Below are 20,197 nucleotides of genomic sequence, written 5' to 3'. Positions count from 1 at the left end.
GTCCGTGGGCGAACCGGTGATCGTCAGCGCGGTGCGGACGGCGGTGGCCCGGGTGGGCGGGGGGCTGGCGGCCCTCGAAGCCCACCAGTTCGGGGCGGTGGTGTTGCGGGCCGCCCTTGAGCGGGCCGGTCTCGACGGGTCCGAGGTGGACGATGTGATCCTGGGCAACGTCCTCTTGGGGGGCGGCAACATCGCCCGCCTCACGGCCCTGGAAGCGGGGCTGCCCGTGACCGTTCCCGGCATGACCGTGGATCGCCAGTGCGGGAGCGGGCTTCAGGCCATCGTCCTGGCGGCGTCCCTGATCCGTGCCGGCGAGGGCCGGATCTACCTGGCGGGAGGGACCGAGAGCATGACCCGGGCTCCCTTCCTGTTGGAACGGCCGGCCCAGCCCTTCCCGCGGACCCCTCCCCGCTTTCTCCGGTTCCAGCTGGCACCGGAAGCCGTCGGCAACCCGCCCATGGGCATCACCGCCGAGAATGTGGCGGAACGCTATGGCATCTCCCGGGAGGAGCAGGACGCCTTCGCCCTGGAGAGCCACCGGCGGGCCGTCCGGGCCCAGGCAGCGGGCCACTTCGCGGAGCAGATCGTGCCGGTGCCGGTTCCCGCGGGCAAGGGCCAGGTGGCCTCCTTCGACCGGGACGAGCACCCGCGTCCCGACACCTCCCTGGAGAAGCTGGCGGCCCTGCCCCCCGTGTTCAAGCCGGGGGGCACGGTCACCGCAGGAAACGCCTGCGGCATCAACGACGGCGCCGCGGCGGTGGTGGTGATGGACGCCGCCGAAGCGGAGCGCCGGGGAAGTCGTCCCCTGGGCCGGATCACCGGCTGGGCGGTGGCCGGGGTCGACCCGAACTACATGGGCATCGGCCCCGTGCCGGCCACCCGCCAGGTGCTGGAGCGGACGGGGACCCGGCTGGATGCGGTGGAGGTGGTGGAGCTGAACGAGGCCTTCGCCGCCCAGGCGCTGGCCTGCATCCGGGAGCTGGGTCTTGATCCGGAGCGGGTCAACCCCGACGGCGGGGCCATCGCCCTGGGGCATCCCCTGGGGGCAACGGGGGCGATCCTGGTGACCAAGCTGCTCAGTGCCCTGCAGCGGCGGGGCGGGCGGCTGGGTCTGGTGACCGCCTGCATCGGCGGGGGACAGGGGATTGCCGCCCTGATCGAGCGGCTCTAAACTGGCCCGCCAGCGGCCGGTTGTTGCGAGAGGGGGTGCGGGAAGGAGGAGGGGGCCTCCTTCCCAACCGGCATGGAGGAACGGGTTTGGCACAGGTTCTACCGTCCCGGGGCGCGGGTGTCCCTGGACTACCCGGAGGTCCCGCTGTACCGCCTGCTGGACCAGCGGGCGGAGCAGAACCCCGATCTGGTTGCGCTGGCCTTCTACCACCAGCAGTTGACCTACGCCCAGCTGGCCGCCATGACCCGCCGGCTGGCCGCCGCCCTGCTGGCCCGCGGCTTCGAGCCGGGGGAGCGGGTCCTGCTGATGCTGCCCAACTGCCCGGCCTACGTCATCAGCTACTACGGTGTCCTCCGCGCCGGGGGCATCGCCGTGGGGGTGAACCCGCTCTACGTGGAGCGGGAGATCGCCTTCGTCGCCCGGGACACCGGGGCGCGGTGGATCGTCACGGCGGGCGAGTTCTACCCGCGGGTGCAGGCCGTGCTCGACCAGACGAGCCTGGAGCACGTCGTGCTGGTGCCCCTGGCGGCGCTGGTGGAACCCGGCCCCGAAGCCGTGCGCTTCGACCAGCTCCTGGCCACGGCGCCCGGGGAGGAACCGGGCGTGGCCGTGAACGCCCATGACGTGGCGGTTCTGCAGTATACCGGCGGCACCACGGGGACACCCAAGGGGGCCATGCTGACCCACTTCAACCTGGTGGCCAACGTCCTGCAGCTGGCGGAGATGGGCGACCCCACCGCGCCGGGGGAGACGCGGATCCTGACCATCCTGCCTCTCTTCCACTCCTACGGCATGACCACCTGCATGAACCTGGGCATCTACCACGGCTCCCGCCTGGTGCTGCTGCCCCGCTTCGACATCGACCAGGTGATGCAGGCCATCAAGGAGCACCAGATCACCGCCTTCCCCGGCGTCCCCACCATGTACGTGGCGGTGCTGAACTACCCCGATGCCGAAGCCTACGGCATCCAGAACATCAAGACCATCGGCTCGGGAGGCAGCGCCCTGCCCGTGGAGGTGGCCGACACCTTCGAGCGCAAGTTCGGGGCCAAGATCGGCGAGGGCTACGGGCTGTCGGAAGCGTCGCCGGTGACCCACGTCAACCCCAACTGGGCCCCGGGGCTGCAGCGCCGCGGGTCCATCGGCATCCCCCTGCCCGACACCGACGCCCGCATCGTCGACGCGGCCACGGGGGAGCGGGTGCTGGGACCCGGGGAAGAGGGGGAGCTGGTGATCCGCGGCCCCCAGGTGATGAAGGGCTACTGGAACCGCCCCGAGGAGACCCGGCAGGCGCTGCGGGACGGCTGGCTCTACACCGGGGACATCGCCCGCATGGACGAGGACGGGTTCTTCTACATCGTCGACCGCAAGAAGGACATGATCATCGTCTCCGGTTACAACGTCTATCCGCGGGAGGTGGAGGAGGTCCTCTACACCCACCCGGCGGTGCTGGAGGCGGCGGTGATCGGCGTACCGGGCCCCTACAAGGGGGAGGTGCCCAAGGCATACGTGGCCTGCAAGCCCGGCCACCAGGTGACGGAGGAGGAGCTGATCGCCTACTGCCGGCAGCACCTGGCCCCTTACAAGGTCCCGCGTTCCGTGGAGTTCCGGGCCGAGCTGCCCAAGACCATGGTGGGCAAGATCCTGCGGCGGGCCTTGAGGGAAGCTGCCTCCCCCTCGCCAGGAAGGGAACCGGGGACGGCCGGTGGCGCTTCTGCAACCCGGGAGGCCGGCCCATGATCACGGTGCTGCAGAACCTGGTGGCGGGCCTTTCGACGGGCAGCCTCTACGCCCTGGTGGCCGTCGGGCTGGTCACCGTGTTCAAGGCGACGGGCATCATCAACTTCGCCCAGGGCGAGATCGCCATGGTGGCCACCTTCCTCGCCCTGGCCGGCCTGCAGCAGCTGGGCCTGGGCTACTGGGAGGCCTTCGTCTTGGGCGCGGCGGCGGCGGCCCTTCTGGGGATGCTGCTGGAGCGCTTGTTCCTCCGGCCCCTGCTCCACGTGTCGGCGGTCAGCCAGATCATGGTGACCATCGGCCTGGGGATGATGCTCAACGGCCTGGCCGGCCTGCAATGGGGCTACGAACCGCGGGCCTTTCCGGCGCCGGTCGGCGGAGCGCCCATCGTGGCGGGTGGGGTGGCCATCAGCGCCGATCATCTGGCCGTCCTGGCCGTGGCCCTGGTGGTGATGGCGTCCCTCTTCGCCTTCTACCGGTACACGCGCCTGGGGGTCGCCGTGCGGGCGGTGGCCCAGAACCTGCCGGCGGCACAGCTCATGGGCATCCCGGCGGGCCGGGTCTTTGCCGTCAGCTGGGCGGTGGCCGCGGGGCTGGGGGGCATCGCGGGGATGCTCGTCGCCCCCGCCACCTCCCTGGACCCCAACTTCATGGCGGAGGTCCTGATCAAGGGTTTCGCGGCAGCCATCCTGGGAGGCATCACCAGCCTGCCGGGGGCCGTGGCCGGGGGGCTGGTGCTGGGGGTCCTGGAAACGGCGGTAGCGGGGTTCATCTCCACCGACCTGAAGAACGTCTTCTCCTTCACCCTGATCCTGCTGGTCCTGATCCTGCGGCCCCACGGCATCCTGGGCCAGCCCGCGGCAAGGAGGGTCTAGGCATGGCCAGGGTCTTCCGCGGATCGGAACGCCAGGCCGGGCCCGCCGCCACGCCGGCGGCGGAGGCGGGAGCGGCGCCTGCCGCCGGGCGGGGCCGGGGCGCCAGGCCGCTGGCGTCCCGCCTGAACTCCGGGACCGCTGCCACCCTGGCGACCGCGGTCCTGATTCTCCTTCTGCCCTTTCTGGTCCCAGGCAGCACCTACCTTCATTACCTGGCGGCCCTGATGGCCATCTGGGGCATCGCGGCCCTGGGCCTCAACCTGCTGATCGGCGTAGCGGGCCAGATCTCCCTGGGACACGCGGGGTTCATGGCCATCGGTTCCTATGCCACGGCCCTGCTGGCCACCCGGGCCGGAGCCAGCTTTCCCGTGGCCCTGCTGGGTGCCGCCGCGGTGACCGGTGCCGTGGGGTTTCTCATGGGGCTCCCGGCCCTGCGCCTGCACGGCCACTACCTGGCCCTGGCCAGCATCAGCTTCGGCGCGGCGGTGCCGGAGATCATCCTGCAGTGGGACACGCTGACGGGTGGCCATGCGGGGGTACTGGTGCCCGGGCCGGCCCTGGGTCCCTGGGAGCTGACCGGGGAACGGCAGGTGTACTACCTGGCCTGGGGCGCCGCCTTCGTGCTGATGGCCGTCGCCAGCAACCTGCTCCGCACCCGGCCGGGGCGGGCCCTGATGGTCCTGCGGGAAAGCGACGTGCTGGCCCAGTCCCTGGGCATCAACCTGGTGACCTACAAGACCCTGGCCTTCACCCTCAGTGCCGTCTACGCCGGGATCGCCGGGGGCCTGTACGCCTACCTGGTGGGCTTCATCAGCCCCTTCGACTTCAACCTGACCTCGTCCATCGCCCTGGTGGCCATGATCGTCTTCGGCGGCCTGGCGTCGGTCCCCGGCTCCATGCTCGGCACGGCGGCCCTGGTGGCCCTGCTGCAGGTGTTCAGCCGGTGAGGAGAACCTCTGGACCGGCGCCTTCACCCGGCGCCACCGGGCCGAGATCCGGCGGGACCTGGAGGCCGTGTACCAGCGGTTTCCTCGCCTCAAGGAACGGCGCCACCAGCTGGGCGGCACCCTCTCGGGCGGCGAGCAGCAGATGCTGGCCATCGGCCGGGCCCTCATGGCCCGGCCCCGCTTGCTGCTGCTGGATGAGCCCTCCATGGGCCTCTCGCCCCGCCTGGTGGAGGAGGTGTTCACCATCATCGGCGACCTGCACCGGGAGGGGGTCTCCATCCTGCTGGTCGAGCAGAACGCCCATATCGCCCTGCAGGTGGCCGGCCGGGCCTACGTGCTGGGAAACGGCCGCGTCGTCCTGTCCGCTCCGGCCCGCGAGCTCAGGTCCCGGGAGGAGGTTTGGAGCGCCTACACGGGCCTGCGGGCCTGAATCGTCCGGATTCCGGCAGGACGGCCCGGAGGAACATGGAAATCAGGAGGCTGGAGGTGTCTCCCGCATGGATTTTTCCCTCACACCGGAGCAGAAGATGATCGTCGAGACGGTGCGGGAGTTCGTCAGGCGCGAGCTCATGCCCCTGGAGCGGGAGATGCAGCGGGCCGAGCTGGAGGGGCGCCGGTTCCCCGACCCCGAGACCCACCGCCAGCTGCAGCTCAAGGCGAAGGAGATCGGCCTGTGGGGCCTGATGACCCCTCCGGAATACGGCGGGGCCGGGTTCGACTACGTGACCACCTGCCTGATCCTGATGGAGACGGCCAAGAGCTTCGTCCCCTTTTCCTACGGCGGCTCGGCCGACAACATCCTCTTCGCCTGCAACGAGGAGCAGAAGCAGCGCTACCTCATCCCCACCATCAACGGCGAGCGCCGCTCGTGCTTCGCCCTGACGGAGCCCACCGCCGGGTCCGACGCCACCAACATCCGCATGACGGCGGTCAAGGACGGGCGCGAGTGGGTCTTGAACGGCGAGAAGATTTTCATCACCGGGGGCTTGGAGGCGGACTTCGCCATCGTCTTCGCCGTCACCGACAAGGAGAAGGGTGCCCGCGGCGGCATCACCTGCTTTCTGGTCGACCGGGAGATGGGGTGGAAGTCATACCCCATCGCCACCATGGGCGGGTGGAGCCCGGCGCGACTGGTGTTCAACGACGTGCGGGTGCCGGAAGAGAACGTCCTCGGTGAAGTGGGCCGCGGCTTCGAGCTGGCCATGCAGTGGATCGGCAACGGCCGGATCCTGATCCCCGCCCGGGCGGTGGGACAGGCCGAGCGGCTGCTGCAGATGGGCATCGACTACGCCCGGCAGCGGGTGGCCTTCGGCCATCCCATCGGCGAGTACCAGGCCATCCAGTGGATGCTGGCCGACAGCGCCGTCGAGATCCAGCAGGTTAAGTGGCTGGTGCTCCATGCCGCCTGGAAGGCCGACCAGGGCAAGGACGTGCGCCACGAGGCCTCCATGGCCAAGCTGGCCGGGGCCAACATGATCTGGCGGGTTGCCGACCGGGTGATGCAGATCCACGGCGGCATGGGCTACACCAAGGAGATGCCCATCGAGCGGGTCCTGCGGGACGTGCGCGTGTACCGCATCTACGAAGGGACCGACGAGATCCAGCGCCGGACCATCGCCCGTAACCTGCTGCGCGATGTCGTGCGCATCGGCACCTGGGACTGACCGCAGCGGCGAGACGTACCGCCGGCGGACCGAGCCGGCCCGGAGAGCGAAGGTCGGAACTGCCCGGAGATCGCGCTGCGGACGAACCCGGCCGGGCGGCGGAGCAGGGCTCCCGGCGCGGCCGTCCCGCCGGGGTGCGGCGGTCGATCGACGGGGTCGGTAAGGAGGCAGGGATCCGTGGCCATCGACCGTTCCTTAATAGGAAAGGAATCGCCCGAAGAGGTCTTCGAGGTGGAGAGGGGTGCCATCCGGAAGTTCGCCGAAGCGATCGGGGATCCCCACCCCGCCTTCCGCAGCGGCGAGATCGCGCCGCCCACCTTTCCCACCACCTTTCGCATGGGGATTCCCGGTGTGAACCTGGAGCTCAGCCGGGTGCTCCACGGCGAGCAGGAGTACAGCTACCGCCGCCCGATCCGGGCGGGCGACCGGCTGCGCTGCAAGAGCCGGGTGGCCGACGTCTACGAGCGGGAGGGGCGCCTGGGCAAGATGACCTTCCTGGTCACCGAGATCGAGGGGCGCGACGAGGCCGGGGAGCTGGTCTTCACGGGGCGGAGCACCGTCATCGTGCGCTGAGCCGCCGGGCCGCTCGCGGTCCAGGTCCGCCCTCGCGGTGCCGGCCGCGGCCGGCAGGGTCGCGGGGGGCGTGGGGGGTGGCGGGGCGGCGGCGAGCCCGGGGGCGGCGGTGCCCCAGGGTCGCAGAACAAGCCGTCTATGGGGACGCGGCCACGGGCAGCGCGCGGGACCCGCGGCAATGGAGCCCGCGGCCATGGGGTGGCGGGCTGGATCCCGCTGCCAGGGAGGTGAAGAACCGTGGTGGAACCAGTGCGAGCGGAGGCGGTGCCGGTGCGCTGGGAACCCGGGGCCGAGCTGCCGCCGCTGGTGAAGGAGCCCATCACCAAGGTGCAGCTGGTCAAATACGCCGGCGCGTCCGGCGATTACAACCTGATCCACACCGACGACGAGACCGCCCGGCGGGTCGGGCTCGACGGCGTGATCGCCCACGGCATGCTGAGCATGGGTTTCCTCGGCCAGTATCTGGTCCAGCTGGCGGGCCCGGAAGGGGTCCGCCGGTTGAAGGTCCGCTTCCGCCAAATGGTCCGTCCCGGCGACGTCTTGACCTGCAAGGGCCGGGTGGTGGAGGTGGGCCCGGAAGAGGCCCCGGGCCTGCGGCGGGTGCGGGTCGAGGTGTGGGCCGAGAACCAGCGGGGCGAAGCCGTCACCGCCGGCGAGGGTGAGGTGCTGGTGCCGGCGCCGGCAGGTTCTCCGGCAGGTTCGTCCTGATACGGGGCCGGGCGGCGGTGCCATGGAGCGGAGGGCCATGGAGGGAGAGGAGGATCCGGATGCGCTTTGCCGATCGGGTCGCGCTGGTCACCGGGGGCGGCCGGGGCATTGGGGCCGCCACCGCCCTGCGGTTTGCCCGGGAAGGGGCGGCGGTGGTGGTCTCCGACGTGGATGAGGGGCCGGCGGAGGAGGTGGCCTCCCAGATCCGCCAGGAGGGCGGCCGGGCCCTGGCCGTCGCCTGCGACGTGCGGGACCGCGGCCAGGTGGAGGCCATGGTGCAGCGGGCGCTGGACACCTTCGGCCGGCTGGATTTTCTGGTGACGTGCGCGGGGATCATCCGCGACAACCTGATCCACAAGATGACCGATGACGACTGGGACGGGGTGATCGACACCCACCTGAAGGGGACCTTCCTCTGTGCCCAGGCCGCCCAGCGGGTGATGGTGCCCCAGCGCTACGGGAAGATGGTGTTCCTGTCGTCCACCTCGGCCCTGGGCAACCGCGGCCAGACCAACTACTCGGCCGCCAAGGCGGGGATCCAGGGCATGGCCCGGACCCTGGCCATCGAGCTGGGGCCCTTCAACATCAACGTCAACGCCGTGGCGCCCGGCTTCATCGAGACACGGATGACCCGGGCCGTGGCCGAGCGCACCGGCGTGGACTTCGAAGAGCTGAAGAAGGCGGCGGCCGAGCGGACGCCCCTGCGCCGGGTGGGGCAGCCCGAGGACGTGGCCGGGGTCATCGCCTTCCTTTGCAGCGAGGACGCCAGCTACGTCTCGGGCCAGGTGATCTACGTCCGCGGCGGGCCGTGACCGCCGCCATCCCGGCGATAGGAGCTCGCCGTCACGCCGGGGTTCTCTGGGGCCGCACTGGGTGCGGGCCCTGCACCACGGCCCGCAGGGGCCGGTTCTTCCGAGGCGGGGGGTGGGGGCGACGTCGCAGCGGCACGGGCCCGACCGGTTGCCGGAACGGCCCATCGACGAGCACTGCTGGGAACTGGCACCAGGCCTTTACCGCATCCTGCTGCCCTTGCCCTGGGATGTGCCCTTTGTGAACGCCTACCTGGTCCGGGCCCCCGGCGGGTGGGTGCTGGTGGACGCCGGGGTGGGAACACCGGCCTGCCTAAGGGCCCTGGGCTGGGCATTGCGGGCGGCCGGGGTGCCCGAAGCCGGCCTGGCCGCCATCCTGCTGACCCACCGCCACCCCGACCACGCGGGTGACGTGGTGGCCGTCCGCCAGCGGTGGGGTGGAACGGTCTACGTTCATCCGGCCGAGCTCGAGCTGGACCGGGCGGATCCGGCGGTGCTGGAGGCATGGCTTGCCTTCACCGGCATGCCGGCGGAGGTGATGGAGGCCCTCCTGCGCCGGGCAGAGCGCATGCCCCTGCCGCCGGATGCCGTGCCCTACCCGTTCCTGGCCCCCCTGGCGGAGGGCCCCGGCCTGCCCGTGGCCGCCTTGCCGGTGGCGGGACTCACCTTTGAGGTGGTCTACGTGCCGGGGCACTCGCCGGGCCACGTTATGCTGCGGGTTGCCGAAACGGGCTGGGTTTTCACCGGGGACCACGTCCTCCCCCGGGCGGGCATCAACGTCTGGGCCAACCCTGCCGGGCCGGCGGACCCCATGGGGGCCTATCTGGCCAACCTGGAGGCGGTGGCCCGGCTGGATGCGGCCTGGGGGCTGGAAGCCCCGGACGAGGCGGCCAGGGCGGCCGGGGCAAAGGCCCCGGCCTGCCTGGCCCGGGGAGAGGGCGGGCCCGGGGACTGGCGGGAAGGCGCGGCCGGTACGGAGGGGAGCGCGGGGCCGGGCCCCGGCCCCCGGGCGGCAGGGCCGGTTCTTCCCGGCCACGGGCTGCCGTGGTGCGGGCCGATGATGCCCCATGCGGCAGCCCTGGCGGGCTGGCACCGGCGGGCCGCCCTCGCCCTGCGCGACCGCCTGCCGGACGAACCCGGCCCCACGGCCTTCGAAATCGTGGCGGCCCGCCGGCCGGACGATGCCCGCCAGAAGCCGCACCGGCTGCGGGGGGCAGTGGCCGAGACCCTGGCCTTCCTCCTGTGGCTGGAGGGGGAGGGTCTGGCCGGGCGCCGGGGCGATGGGCCGGCCCGGTGGTACCGGCTCCCCGGCCGCAGGGAGGGCGGACGGTCCCGAGACATACCCCGGACAAGCGCCGAATAGACATGCATTGGGGCCGGCCTGCCCGGGTCGCTGGGGGAACCCGGGCAGGGCCATCCGGCGGAGGGGAACGGCGCGGGACGCCAGGCCTCAAGCCCGCCGGAAGGGCCCCGGAGCAACGGGGGCGGGAAGCCGCCCGCCAGTGGGGGTGTGTCCTGTGAGCCGCACGGTGAACACCGTGACGGGGCCGGTTCGTCCCGAGGACCTGGGCAAGACCCTGGTCCACGAGCACTTCGTGTTCGGGTACCCCGGATTTCACGGGGACCTGACGGTGGCGCCCTACGACCGGCAGCGGGCGCTGGAGGTCGGCCTCGATGTGGCACGGCGGGTCATGGCCTGCGGCGTTCGCACGGTGGTCGACGCCACGCCCAGCGACTGCGGCCGCGATCCCGAGCTGCTGCGGGAGATCAGCGAGCGCACGGGCCTGCAGATCATCTGTTCCACCGGCTACTACTACGAGGGCGAAGGCGCCCCGGCATACTTCAAGTTCCGCCGCGCCCTGGGCGATGCCGAGGAAGAGATCTACGAGATGTTCATGCGGGAGATCACCGAAGGCATCGGCGGTACGGGGATCCGGGCCGGGGTGATCAAGCTCGCCTCCAGCAAGGGCGTGATCACCGAGTACGAGCAGATGTTTTTCCGGGCCGCGGCCCGCGCCCAGCGGGAGACGGGGGTCCCCATCATCACCCACACCCAGGAAGGCACCATGGGTCCGGAACAGGCGGCCCTCCTGGTGGGGGAGGGGGCCGATCCGCGGCGCATCATGATCGGCCACATGGACGGCAACACCGACATCGCCTACCACCTGGCCACCCTGGCCCACGGTGTCTTCATCGCCTTCGACCGCTACGGGATCCAGCGGTTCGTCGGCATGCCCTCCGACGAGGCCCGCAACGCCCTGGTGACCGGCCTGATCGCCCTGGGCTACGCCGACCGCATCATGCTCTCCCACGACTCGGTGAATTTCTGGCTGGGCCGGCCGGTGCGGTGGCCGCCCGAGCTGGCGGACCTGCTGGCGGCCTGGCATCCCACCCACCTCTTCGACGACGTGGTGCCGGCTCTGGTGGCGGCGGGGGTCCGGCTTGAGGTGCTGGACGGCATCTTCACCCGCAACCCGGCCCGGCTCTTCGGGGCGGAGTGAGCGACCGGCCGGGCCCGGCCCGCGCGGAACGTCCATGGGGGTGCCTGGCCATGATGGAACCGTATGGTGCCCAGCGGGGCGGTGCGGGTACCGCACCCGGCCGCCCCTGGCTGGGACTTTACACCGCCGGGGTACCGGCTGACCTCCCCTTGCCCGCCCAGCCGGCCGTGGAGCAGTTCCGGAACACCGCCCGGCGGGCCGGCGACCGGCCGGCGGTGTACTACTTCGACCGGGTGCTGACCTTTGCCGAGCTGGACCGCCTGAGCAATGCGCTGGCCGCTGGGCTACGGGACCTGGGGGTCGAACCCGGCCACCGGGTGGCCCTGTTCCTCCAGAACGTCCCCCAGTTCTGGATCGCCCTGCTGGCGGCCTGGAAGGCGGGCGCCATCGCCGTGCCCCTGAACCCCATGTTCAAGGAAGAAGAGCTTGCCTACCATCTCAACGACTCGGGCAGCACGGTCCTGGTCAGCCTGGAATCCCTGTACGATGCGGTGGCCCGCAGGGTGCTGGGGCGGACCGAGGTCCGGCATGTGATCACCACCTCCGAGCTGGATTTCCTGACCCCGCCGGCGGGGGCGTCAGGGGCGGCCGGCTCCGGGTCCGGGAGCGGGGTCCCGGCCGTTCTGGCCGGTTCGTCCCGGCGCCGGTTTGGCGAAACCTGGGACCTGCTGGAGGTTTGCGGCCGGCTGGAGGGAGCGGCCGACCCCGGCGCCGAACCGCGGCAAGAAGATGTGGCGTTGCTCACCTACACCTCGGGCACCACCGGCTCGCCCAAGGGCGCCATGAACACCCACGGCAACGTGGCCTTCAACGCGGAGGTCTACCGCACCTGGATGGGGCTGGGGCCGGGGGACGTGGTGGTGGGGGCGGCGCCCCTCTTCCACATCACCGGGCTCATCGGCCACCTGGCCGCCGCCGGCCTGGCCGGCGTGCCGGTGATCCTCGGGTACCGGTTCGACCCGGGCACGATGCTGGAGCTCATCGAGCGCTGGCGCGGGACTTTTATGGTGGCCGCCATTACGGCCTACATCGCCCTGATGAACCATCCGGATTTCGGGCGCCGCGACCTGAGCTCGCTGCGCAAGGCGTACAGCGGCGGGGCGCCCATCCCGGCGGCGGTGGTAGAGCGTTTCGAGGCAGCCACCGGGACGTATATCCACAACATCTACGGGCTGACCGAAACCACCTCCCCCTCCCATGCCGTGCCCCTGGGGCGCCGGGCGCCCGTGGATGAGGAGTCGGGCGCCCTGTCGGTGGGCGTACCGGTGCCCAGCACCGTGGTCAAGGTGGTGGACCTGGACACCGGTCGGGACCTGCCGCCCGGCGAGGTGGGCGAGATGGTGACCCGCGGTCCCATGGTGGTGGCGGGATACTGGCAGAAGCCCGAGGAGACGGCTCATGCCATCCGTGACGGCTGGCTGCATACCGGGGACGTGGGCCGGATGGATGCCCAGGGCTGGTTCTACGTGATCGACCGGAAGAAGGACATGATCATCGCGTCGGGTTTCAAGGTCTGGCCACGGGAGGTGGAGGACGTGCTCTACCGCCACCCCGCCGTCCGGGAAGCGGCGGTGGTGGGGGTGCCCGACCCCTACCGGGGCGAGACCGTCAAGGCGGTGGTGTCCCTGAAGGCCGAATTCGAGGGCCGGGTGACGCCGGAGGAGCTCATCGCCTTCTGCCGGGAGCGCTTGGCGGCCTACAAGTACCCGCGGCAGGTGGAGATCGTGCCCGAGCTGCCGAAGACGCTGACGGGCAAGATCCTGCGGCGGGTGCTACGGGAGCGGGACGCGGGACAGTAAGGCCCGCCGGCGCCATGGATTCCGGCGGTGGCGCTTGCCGCGGATTCGACAGGGCACCGGCGGACGCTTGGGGAGCCCAGGAAGTGCCGGGGGAGCGGGGTCCACGTGGGCGCGAACACCTTGATCGTGTGCAGATCTGGGGGGATGCAACCATGTCCGTGCGGATGAAACTGTACGTTCTGGACTGCGGCCGGATGCAGATGGACAAGTCGTTGATGCTCGCCGGGGCGACCCTGGCCTCCCGGGACAACCCGAACCGGCCCGCCGAGTGGATCGAGTTCCCCATCTATTCGGTGTTCATCGACCACCCCGACGGCAACGTGCTGTTCGACACCGGCTGCAACCCGAACTCCATGGGGCCGAACGGCCGCTGGCCGGAACCGACCCAGAACACCTTCCCCATCGTCAGTGGCGTGGAATGTTACCTGCCCCACCGGTTGGAACAACTGCGGGTGCGCCCTGACGACATCCGTTACGTGGTGTGCTCGCACCTGCACCTTGACCACGCCGGTTGCCTCGAGTACTTCCGCAAGTCGACCATCATTGTCCACGACGACGAACTGGCGGGAGCCTTGAAGCTGTACGCCATGCACCAGCGCCTGGGGGCGTACATCTGGGACGACATCGATGCGTGGATCCGCAACGAGCTTCACTGGCGGCCGGTGCGAAGCGACGAGGGAGACCTGCCGCTGGTGGAGGGGGTGCACATCCTCAACCTGGGCAGCGGCCACGCCTTCGGCATACTCGGCCTGCAGGTGCAACTGCCCCGCACCGGCGGCATCATTCTTGCCTCGGATGCCGTCTACTGCGCCGCCAACTACGGTCCGCCCGTGCGCCTGCCCGGCATCATCTACGACTCGCTGGGCTACACGCGGACCGTCGAGCGCATCCGCCGGCTGGCCGAAGCGACCCGTTCCCAGGTGTGGTTCGGGCACGATGCCGAGCAGTTTGCGCAGCTCATCAAGTCGACCGAGGGCTATTACGAGTGATCCGAGGGGGATCCGGCCGTGAAAACCAGGGCCGCCATTCTGGTCGAGATGGGACGACCGCGGCCGTACACCGAGTCCCACCCGGTGGTCGTGGACGAGGTGGACTTGGATGGCCCGGGATACGGCGAGGTGTTGGTCGAGCTCAAGGCAGCGGGGATCTGCCATTCGGATCTCTCCGTGGTGGACGGGAGCCGGCCCCGGCCCACGCCGATGGTTCTGGGACACGAGGCGGCGGGCATCGTCCGGGAGACGGGTCCCGGTGTGACCAGTTTGCAGGCTGGTGACCACGTGGTCTTCACCTTCGTTCCCATGTGCGGGCGGTGCATGTACTGCACCAGCGGCAGGCCCGCCTTGTGCGAGCTTGGCAACGCAGCCAATGCGCGCGGCGAGCTCCTGCGAGGCGGACGCCGGTTCCACCGCCACGGCCAGCCCGTGCACCACCACCTGGGGGTGTCGGCCTTCTCGCAGTTCACCGTGGCGGCCGAGGAGTCGCTGATCAAGATCGATCCCGACGTCCCCTTCGAGGTCGCGGCCGTGTTCGGGTGTGCCGTGATGACGGGTGTCGGTGCCGTGGTGAACACGGCTCGGGTGGAACCCGGAAGTTCCGTGGCGGTGTTCGGTCTTGGGGGAGTCGGGCTTGCCGCCGTGATGGGCGCTGTTGCGGCAGGGGCGCACCCTGTGGTGGCGGTCGACGTACTCCCGGAGAAGTTGGAGCATGCCCGTGCCCTGGGTGCCACGCACATCGTCAACGCCCGGGAGGCCGACGCGGTGGAGGCGGTGCGGGATTTCACCGGCGGCGGTGCCGATTATGCCATCGAGGCTGCGGGCAACGCGGACGTTCTCGCCCAGGCGTACCGGGCCACGCGGCGCGGTGGTACGACCATCACCGTCGGCCTGCCCCACCCTGAGGCGACGTTGTCCATCCCGGCGGTGACGGTCACGGCGGAGGAACGGGTCCTCCGTGGCTCGTACATGGGTTCCGCCGTACCCCGGCGGGACTTGCCGCGTTTCCTCCGCCTGTTCCGGGCGGGCCGGCTGCCCGTCGACCGGCTGATCACCCACCGCCTCGGCCTTGACGAAATCAACCAGGGCTTTGATCGCCTGGCCGCCGGTGAAGCGGTGCGGCAGGTGGTACAGCCCAACGCAGGCTGAGCCGGCCTTCCCGGCGGAAGGTGGCAATCCGCGGGGCCGGCTGGGGGCGGCGGCCCGAGGCCGGCCTGCGGGGACAGGAGGTATAGAGACCATGGCTGCCGTCGCGGTTCGCACCTATGGCCTGTTCATCGACGGACATTGGGTCGAACGGGACGAGAACCTGCCCGTGCGCAACAAGTACACCGGCGAGGTCATCGGTTACGTCGCCCGGGCGACGCGCGACGACGTCGAGCGGGCGGTGACAGCCGCGCAGCGGGCGTACCGGGAGAACCCCCTTCCGCCCTACCGGCGGTACCAGATCCTCAAGCGGGCTTCGGAGCTGATCCGGGAGCGCAAGCCCGAGCTGGCCCGCACCATCGCCGCGGAAGCGGGCAAGCCCTTGAAGGACGCCCTGGCCGAGGTCGACCGGTGCACCCAGACCCTGGAGATCTCGGCGGAGGAAGCCAAGCGCATCCACGGTGAGCAGGTGCCCATCGAGGCCGCCCCGGGGGCGGAGAACCGGCTGGCCTTCACCCTGCGGGTGCCGGTGGGGGTGGTGGCGGCCATCAGCCCCTTCAACTTCCCCTTGAACCTGGCCGCCCACAAGGTGGGGCCGTCTCTGGCCGCGGGCAACGCGGTGGTGCTCAAACCCGCCACCGCCACGCCCTTGAGCGCCGTCCACCTGGTCCAGGCTCTGGCGGATGCCGGCCTGCCCCCCGGTTACCTCAACCTGGTCACGGGCGCGGGCGGGGAGGTGGGCGAGTGGCTGCTGGCCGATCCCCGCATCGCCGCTTATACCTTCACCGGCAGCGCGGCGGTGGGCGAGCGGATCAAGGCGGCGTCGGGCCTGCGGCGGGTGGTGCTGGAACTGGGCAACAACTCGGCAACCATCGTCTGCGCCGACGCCGACCTGGACCTGGCCGCCGCCCGCTGCGCCCGTGGTGCCTTCGCCAACGCCGGGCAGATCTGCCTTTCGGTGCAGCGGATCTACGTCCAGCGGCCGGTCTACGAGGCGTTTCTCGAGAAGCTCGTTGCCGAGACCCGCAAGCTCAAGGTCGGCGACCCCCTGGATCCCGAGACCGACGTGGGCCCCATGATCAGCGAGGCCGAGGCGGAGCGGGCCGAGGCCTGGATCCGCGAGGCCGTGGAGCAGGGAGCCCGCGTCCTGTGTGGCGGGCGGCGGCAGGGCGCGGTGCTGGAGCCCACCGTGCTGGTGGACGTCCGCCCGGACATGAAGGTGGTCTGCCAGGAGGCCTTCGCCCCGCTGGTGACGGTGGCGCCCTTCGAGGACGTGGACGAGGCCATCGCCATGGTCAACGACAGCTTCTACGGACTGCAGGCCGGCATCTACACCCGCGACCTCCAGACCGCGATGAAGGCGGCGCGGCGGATCGAGGTCGGCGGGGTGATGGTGAACGAGATCCCCAACTGGCGGGTCGATCTCATGCCGTACGGGGGCGTCAAGGGCAGCGGCATCGGGAGGGAAGGCCCGCGGTACGCCATCGAGCACCTGACCGATCTGCGGCTGGTGGTGTTCAATCTCTGACCCTTTTCCACGGCGGGTGGAACCCGGCGCCGCCCAGGGACGTCACCGATGTCGTAGAACTACAACCCACCGCTTGCACTTCCCGCCGCCCCACCAACCTACCCGATCGAGGGGAGGGGTTGAGGTGGGCGGCGTTCGTCGTTTGGGAGGGCGATGAAGCGTGGCCATCGACCGTTCCCTCATCGGGAAGGAATCGGAAGAAGTGGTCTTCGAGGTGGAAAAGGGGGCGATTCGCAAGTTCGCCGAGGCGATTGGCGACCCCACTCCGGCTTACCAGCGGGGAGAGATCGCCCCGCCCACCTTCCCGACTACGTTCCGGATCCCGATCCCGGGCCTGTCCCTGGAACTCAGCCGGGTACTACACGGCGAGCAGGAATACACCTTCCAGCGGCCGATCCGGGCGGGGGACCGGGTGCGGTGCAAGAGCCGGGTGGTGGATGTGTACGAGAAGGAAGGGCGGCTCGGCCGCATGACCTTCCTGGTCACCGAGATCGAGGGGCGGGATGAAGCGGGGGAGCTGGTCTTCACCGGCCGGAGCACGGTGATCGTCCGCTGAGGGCCTGGCCGGGGTGCCGGCCGGGGGGCCGCGGGAAAGGCCGGCGTGCCGGCAGGACCCGCCACGGGCCGGGACATCTGCAGGTCAACGAAGGAAAGGGGTGGAACGCATGGGCCAGTGGGAGCCGGGCGCGGAGCTTCCTCCCCTGACGAAGGAGCCCATCACCAAGGTGCAGCTGGTCAAGTACGCCGGCGCCTCGGGGGATTACAACCTGATCCACACCGACGATGAGACCGCCCGGCGGGTCGGTCTCGACGGCGTGATCGCCCACGGCATGCTGAGCATGGGCTTCCTGGGCCAGTACCTGACCCAGCTGGCGGGGCCCGAGAACGTGCGCCGCTTGAAGGTGCGGTTCCGGCAGATGGTCCGGCCGGGCGACGTCCTCACCTGCAAGGGGCGGGTCAAGGAGGTGCGCCCCGAGGGGGCTCACCGGCGCGTGGTGCTTGAGGTCTGGGCCGAGAACCAGAGGGGGGAGGCCGTGACCACCGGTGAGGGAGAGGTGCTGGTCCCGGACGGGTGATCGGGCCGGGTGACCGGGGCCGGTGCCTGCTCGACACGGGTTGACGATGGTCCCACTGGTTTTGCGACGGGGCAATCCCCTGAGCCGGGGGTGCCCGTCGTATCCCGCTCACGGGAGCGACAGGGTGCCCGCCGCTCCCCGCTCAGGGCAAGGAGCGACAAGATGCCTGTCGCACCCCGCTCAGGGCAGAGGGTTGCAACATCCCGTCGTACCCCGCAAGTAGCGGATCCATGGCAGCTTGCCGGGAGGAGGAGTCCGGATGCGCTTTGCCGATCGGGTCGCCCTGGTGACGGGCGGCGGCCGCGGGATCGGTGCGGCCACGGCGCTGCGCTTCGCTCAGGAGGGCGCGGCGGTGGTGGTCTCGGACGTCGACCAGGGACCGGCCGACGAGGTCGCCAGTCAGATCCGCGAACAGGGCGGCCGCGCCCTGGCGGTGGCTTGCGACGTGCGCGACCGGCAGCAGGTCGAGGCCATGGTCGAGCAGGCCGTGAAGACCTTTGGCCGGCTCGACTTCCTCGTCACCTGCGCCGGGATCATCCGCGACAACCTGATCCACAAGATGACCGACGAGGACTGGGACGCGGTCATCGACACCCACCTTAAGGGCACGTTCCTCTGCGCCCAGGCGGCGCAGCGGGTGATGGTGCCCCAGCGGTACGGCAAGATGGTGTTCCTCTCCTCGACCTCGGCCCTGGGGAACCGCGGCCAGACCAACTACTCGGCCGCCAAGGCGGGCATCCAGGGCATGGCGCGGACCCTGGCGATCGAACTCGGTCCGTTCAACATCAACGTCAACGCGGTCGCGCCGGGGTTCGTGGAGACGCGGATGACCCGGGCGGTGGCGGAGCGCACCGGCGTCGACTACGAGGAGTTGAAGAAGGCCGCCGCCGAGCGGACGGCCTTGCGCAGGGTGGGCAAGCCGGAGGATGTGGCCGGGGTTATCGCCTTCCTCTGCAGCGAGGGTGCCAGTTACGTATCGGGTCAGGTGATCTACGTCCGCGGTGGGCCATGAGGGTCGGCGGTTGAACCGGGGCAGCCGCGGTGAAACCCGCTGTGGCTAATGGGTGAAGGAGAGGTGAGAACATGACGACCGTGGCGGCCTCGACCTGCGGCCTGTTCATCGACGGCCAGTGGGGCCATCGGGACAAGACCCTTCCGGTCTGCAACAAGCACACCGGCGAGGTCATCGGTTGCGTCGCCCGGGCGAGCAGGGACGATGTGGAGCGGGCGGTGGCGGCGGCCCGGCGGGCTTACCGGGAAATCCCCCTGCCCCCGTACCGGCGGTACGCGATTTTCAAGCGGGCCTCCGAGCAGATCCGGAAGCGGCGCAAGCCCGGGCTGGCCCGCACCATCGCCGCCGAGGCGGGCAAACCCTTAAAGGAACATCGTTCCTCCTAAAGTTCTATTTTACATAAGGAAATCACCCCAAATACGCCAGTCCCTGTAGCTCTCAAGGAGGGATCGCCCTAAATCGCGACGTATCTCTTGTACGCGGTGGTAACGGGGGTTGTTGGCATAAAGTTGGCAAAAAGGTACCCCAGGAGGTGAGGGGTAGCGTGTTTGAAGCAAGGGTCAAAAAGATTGTCGACGCTGCAATGGCCCGCGGGGTCGACGTGGTGGTGGTGATGCCTGGGGCGAATCTTCTCTATACCTTCGGCTTCAAGGGCAAGGTTAGTGAGCGGATTATGTTGGGCTTTCTGCCGACCAGGGGAGAGCCCGTCTTGCTATTACCCGAACTGGAACTGCCCAGTGTCCGGGAAGTGAGCCCGTGGCAGAACTTTCGGACGTATAAGGACGAGGAAGGGCCCGCGGCGGCCCTCCGGCAGGTGGCGGCGGAACTGAAGTTGGCCGGGGCGTGCCTCGGGGTCGAATACGGCGTCATGCGCCTGCTTGAGTTTCGGTTGTTGCAAGACGTCGCCGGTTCGTTCAACACGGTGGACGCATCGAAGTTCTTCGCCGCTGCTCGGGTATGCAAGGATGCCGCCGAGCTGGATTCCCTGCGCGAGGCGGTTGCGATTGTGGAAACGGCGTTGGAAAGGGTCCTGCCGGAGATTCGTCCGGGGCGTAAAGAGGTGGAAATTGCGGCGCGACTCGAGATGGTCATGCGGGAACTTGGCTCAGAGGGAACGCCGTTTGGGACCATCGTCGCCTCGGGATATCGCGGTGCCCTGCCTCACGGTCGCGCTTCGGCTAAGACCATTGAGGAAGGGGAACTGGTGATCCTGGATTTTGGAGCAATTTATAAAGGTTACGTCGCGGACATCACGCGGACCGTTGCCGTTGGCCGTGTTTCCGACGAATTACGCCATGCTTACCAGGTCGTGTACGAGGCACAGCGTCGTGCCCGCGAGGGTGTGGCCCCCGGCCGGACGGCAGGGGAAATCGATGCGCTGGCCCGGGACTACATCACCGAGGCCGGGTACGGGTCCTATTTCTCCCACCGTACCGGCCATGGCCTTGGCCTCGATGCCCACGAGGAACCATATATTATGAAAGGCAATCAACTGCGTCTTCAGCCTGGCATGACCTTTACCGTTGAGCCAGGCATCTACCTGCCCGGTCAGGGTGGCATTCGCATTGAAGACGACGTGGTCGTGACGGAACAGGGCTTCGAAAGTATAACCCGATATCCCCGTGAATTGATGGAACTGTGAAAGGAGGACCGTATCAT

19 protein-coding genes and 1 pseudogene are annotated in these 20,197 nt (G+C 69.8%); all 20 read left to right on the top strand.

All coding sequences use genetic code 11. From position 1 onward, the window contains the following. Positions 1-4: 4 nt before the first annotated feature. A complete protein-coding gene (locus tag DYI95_RS09140) occupies positions 5-1,171 on the top strand; it encodes a thiolase family protein (RefSeq protein ID WP_116900101.1) in 1,167 nt (388 codons plus the stop codon). 117 nt (positions 1,172-1,288) lie between these two features. Next, a complete protein-coding gene (locus DYI95_RS09135; RefSeq protein WP_371731868.1) occupies positions 1,289-2,911 on the top strand; it encodes a long-chain fatty acid--CoA ligase in 1,623 nt (540 codons plus the stop codon). Beyond that, positions 2,908-3,783, top strand: a complete 876-nt coding sequence (locus DYI95_RS09130; protein WP_243149724.1) for a branched-chain amino acid ABC transporter permease — start codon at positions 2,908-2,910, stop codon at positions 3,781-3,783. Before DYI95_RS09135 ends, DYI95_RS09130 begins: the two co-directional genes overlap by 4 nt. A 2-nt stretch (positions 3,784-3,785) precedes the next feature. Beyond that, positions 3,786-4,730, top strand: a complete 945-nt coding sequence (locus DYI95_RS09125) for a branched-chain amino acid ABC transporter permease (RefSeq protein ID WP_116900103.1) — start codon at positions 3,786-3,788, stop codon at positions 4,728-4,730. A 1-nt stretch (position 4,731) separates the two neighbouring features. Continuing rightward, a pseudogene (locus DYI95_RS09120) lies at positions 4,732-5,160 on the top strand (ABC transporter ATP-binding protein); the annotation flags it as partial. A 67-nt stretch (positions 5,161-5,227) separates the two neighbouring features. Beyond that, the gene (locus DYI95_RS09115) at positions 5,228-6,394 is read left to right on the top strand and encodes an acyl-CoA dehydrogenase family protein (protein WP_116900104.1); all 1,167 of its coding nucleotides are present in this window, start codon (positions 5,228-5,230) and stop codon (positions 6,392-6,394) included. A gap of 177 nt (positions 6,395-6,571) precedes the next feature. Next, positions 6,572-6,967 carry a MaoC family dehydratase N-terminal domain-containing protein gene (locus DYI95_RS09110; protein ID WP_116900105.1) on the top strand — a complete coding sequence of 132 codons (396 nt, stop codon included), beginning with the start codon at positions 6,572-6,574 and terminating at the stop codon, positions 6,965-6,967. Between the two features lie 237 nt (positions 6,968-7,204). After that, positions 7,205-7,675, top strand: a complete 471-nt coding sequence (locus DYI95_RS09105) for a MaoC/PaaZ C-terminal domain-containing protein (protein WP_116900106.1) — start codon at positions 7,205-7,207, stop codon at positions 7,673-7,675. 59 nt (positions 7,676-7,734) lie between these two features. Continuing rightward, on the top strand, positions 7,735-8,487 hold the full coding sequence (fabG, locus tag DYI95_RS09100; RefSeq protein ID WP_116900107.1) for a 3-oxoacyl-ACP reductase FabG: 753 nt from the start codon (positions 7,735-7,737) through the stop codon (positions 8,485-8,487). A gap of 112 nt (positions 8,488-8,599) precedes the next feature. Next, positions 8,600-9,847, top strand: a complete 1,248-nt coding sequence (locus tag DYI95_RS09095) for an MBL fold metallo-hydrolase (protein ID WP_116900108.1) — start codon at positions 8,600-8,602, stop codon at positions 9,845-9,847. A gap of 154 nt (positions 9,848-10,001) precedes the next feature. After that, positions 10,002-10,985 carry a phosphotriesterase gene (locus DYI95_RS09090; protein WP_116900109.1) on the top strand — a complete coding sequence of 328 codons (984 nt, stop codon included), beginning with the start codon at positions 10,002-10,004 and terminating at the stop codon, positions 10,983-10,985. Positions 10,986-11,035: 50 nt separating this feature from the next. Continuing rightward, positions 11,036-12,784, top strand: a complete 1,749-nt coding sequence (locus DYI95_RS09085) for a long-chain fatty acid--CoA ligase (protein ID WP_116900110.1) — start codon at positions 11,036-11,038, stop codon at positions 12,782-12,784. 152 nt (positions 12,785-12,936) lie between these two features. Beyond that, positions 12,937-13,773, top strand: a complete 837-nt coding sequence (locus tag DYI95_RS09080) for an N-acyl homoserine lactonase family protein (RefSeq protein WP_116900151.1) — start codon at positions 12,937-12,939, stop codon at positions 13,771-13,773. An 18-nt stretch (positions 13,774-13,791) separates the two neighbouring features. Beyond that, a complete protein-coding gene (locus DYI95_RS09075; protein WP_116900111.1) occupies positions 13,792-14,925 on the top strand; it encodes a zinc-dependent alcohol dehydrogenase family protein in 1,134 nt (377 codons plus the stop codon). A 91-nt stretch (positions 14,926-15,016) separates the two neighbouring features. Continuing rightward, on the top strand, positions 15,017-16,450 hold the full coding sequence (locus tag DYI95_RS09070; protein ID WP_116900112.1) for an aldehyde dehydrogenase family protein: 1,434 nt from the start codon (positions 15,017-15,019) through the stop codon (positions 16,448-16,450). Between the two features lie 160 nt (positions 16,451-16,610). After that, positions 16,611-17,006, top strand: a complete 396-nt coding sequence (locus DYI95_RS09065; protein WP_116900113.1) for a MaoC family dehydratase N-terminal domain-containing protein — start codon at positions 16,611-16,613, stop codon at positions 17,004-17,006. 109 nt (positions 17,007-17,115) lie between these two features. Continuing rightward, positions 17,116-17,526 (top strand): MaoC/PaaZ C-terminal domain-containing protein, encoded by a 411-nt coding sequence (locus tag DYI95_RS09060; RefSeq protein WP_116900152.1) that lies wholly within the window; start codon positions 17,116-17,118, stop codon positions 17,524-17,526. Between the two features lie 259 nt (positions 17,527-17,785). Then, positions 17,786-18,538, top strand: a complete 753-nt coding sequence (locus DYI95_RS09055) for an SDR family NAD(P)-dependent oxidoreductase (protein WP_116900114.1) — start codon at positions 17,786-17,788, stop codon at positions 18,536-18,538. A 71-nt stretch (positions 18,539-18,609) separates the two neighbouring features. Continuing rightward, positions 18,610-18,924: an aldehyde dehydrogenase family protein gene (locus DYI95_RS09050; protein ID WP_116900115.1), complete on the top strand. Its 315-nt coding sequence runs from the start codon at positions 18,610-18,612 to the stop codon at positions 18,922-18,924. A 158-nt stretch (positions 18,925-19,082) separates the two neighbouring features. Continuing rightward, positions 19,083-20,180, top strand: coding sequence for an aminopeptidase P family protein (locus DYI95_RS09045; protein ID WP_203530628.1), 1,098 nt, complete (start codon positions 19,083-19,085; stop codon positions 20,178-20,180). Positions 20,181-20,197 lie beyond the last annotated feature (17 nt).

It is taken from the genome of Thermaerobacter sp. PB12/4term (assembly GCF_003403315.2).
GTDB lineage: Bacteria > Bacillota > Sulfobacillia > Thermaerobacterales > Thermaerobacteraceae > Thermaerobacter.
Note: the sequence above shows the minus strand (reverse complement) of the source record. Positions and strands in the feature narration are given on the sequence as shown.

Excerpts from the sequence above, each read along its gene's own strand:
- DYI95_RS09130 (WP_243149724.1), top strand. The coding sequence starts at position 2,908 with ATGATCACGGTGCTGCAGAACCTGGTGGCGGGCCTTTCGACGGGCAGC.
- DYI95_RS09125 (WP_116900103.1), top strand. The coding sequence starts at position 3,786 with ATGGCCAGGGTCTTCCGCGGATCGGAACGCCAGGCCGGGCCCGCCGCC.
- DYI95_RS09115 (WP_116900104.1), top strand. The coding sequence starts at position 5,228 with ATGGATTTTTCCCTCACACCGGAGCAGAAGATGATCGTCGAGACGGTG.
- fabG (WP_116900107.1), top strand. The coding sequence starts at position 7,735 with ATGCGCTTTGCCGATCGGGTCGCGCTGGTCACCGGGGGCGGCCGGGGC.
- DYI95_RS09085 (WP_116900110.1), top strand. The coding sequence starts at position 11,036 with ATGATGGAACCGTATGGTGCCCAGCGGGGCGGTGCGGGTACCGCACCC.
- DYI95_RS09080 (WP_116900151.1), top strand. The coding sequence starts at position 12,937 with ATGTCCGTGCGGATGAAACTGTACGTTCTGGACTGCGGCCGGATGCAG.
- DYI95_RS09070 (WP_116900112.1), top strand. The coding sequence starts at position 15,017 with ATGGCTGCCGTCGCGGTTCGCACCTATGGCCTGTTCATCGACGGACAT.
- DYI95_RS09060 (WP_116900152.1), top strand. The coding sequence starts at position 17,116 with ATGGGCCAGTGGGAGCCGGGCGCGGAGCTTCCTCCCCTGACGAAGGAG.
- DYI95_RS09055 (WP_116900114.1), top strand. The coding sequence starts at position 17,786 with ATGCGCTTTGCCGATCGGGTCGCCCTGGTGACGGGCGGCGGCCGCGGG.
- DYI95_RS09050 (WP_116900115.1), top strand. The coding sequence starts at position 18,610 with ATGACGACCGTGGCGGCCTCGACCTGCGGCCTGTTCATCGACGGCCAG.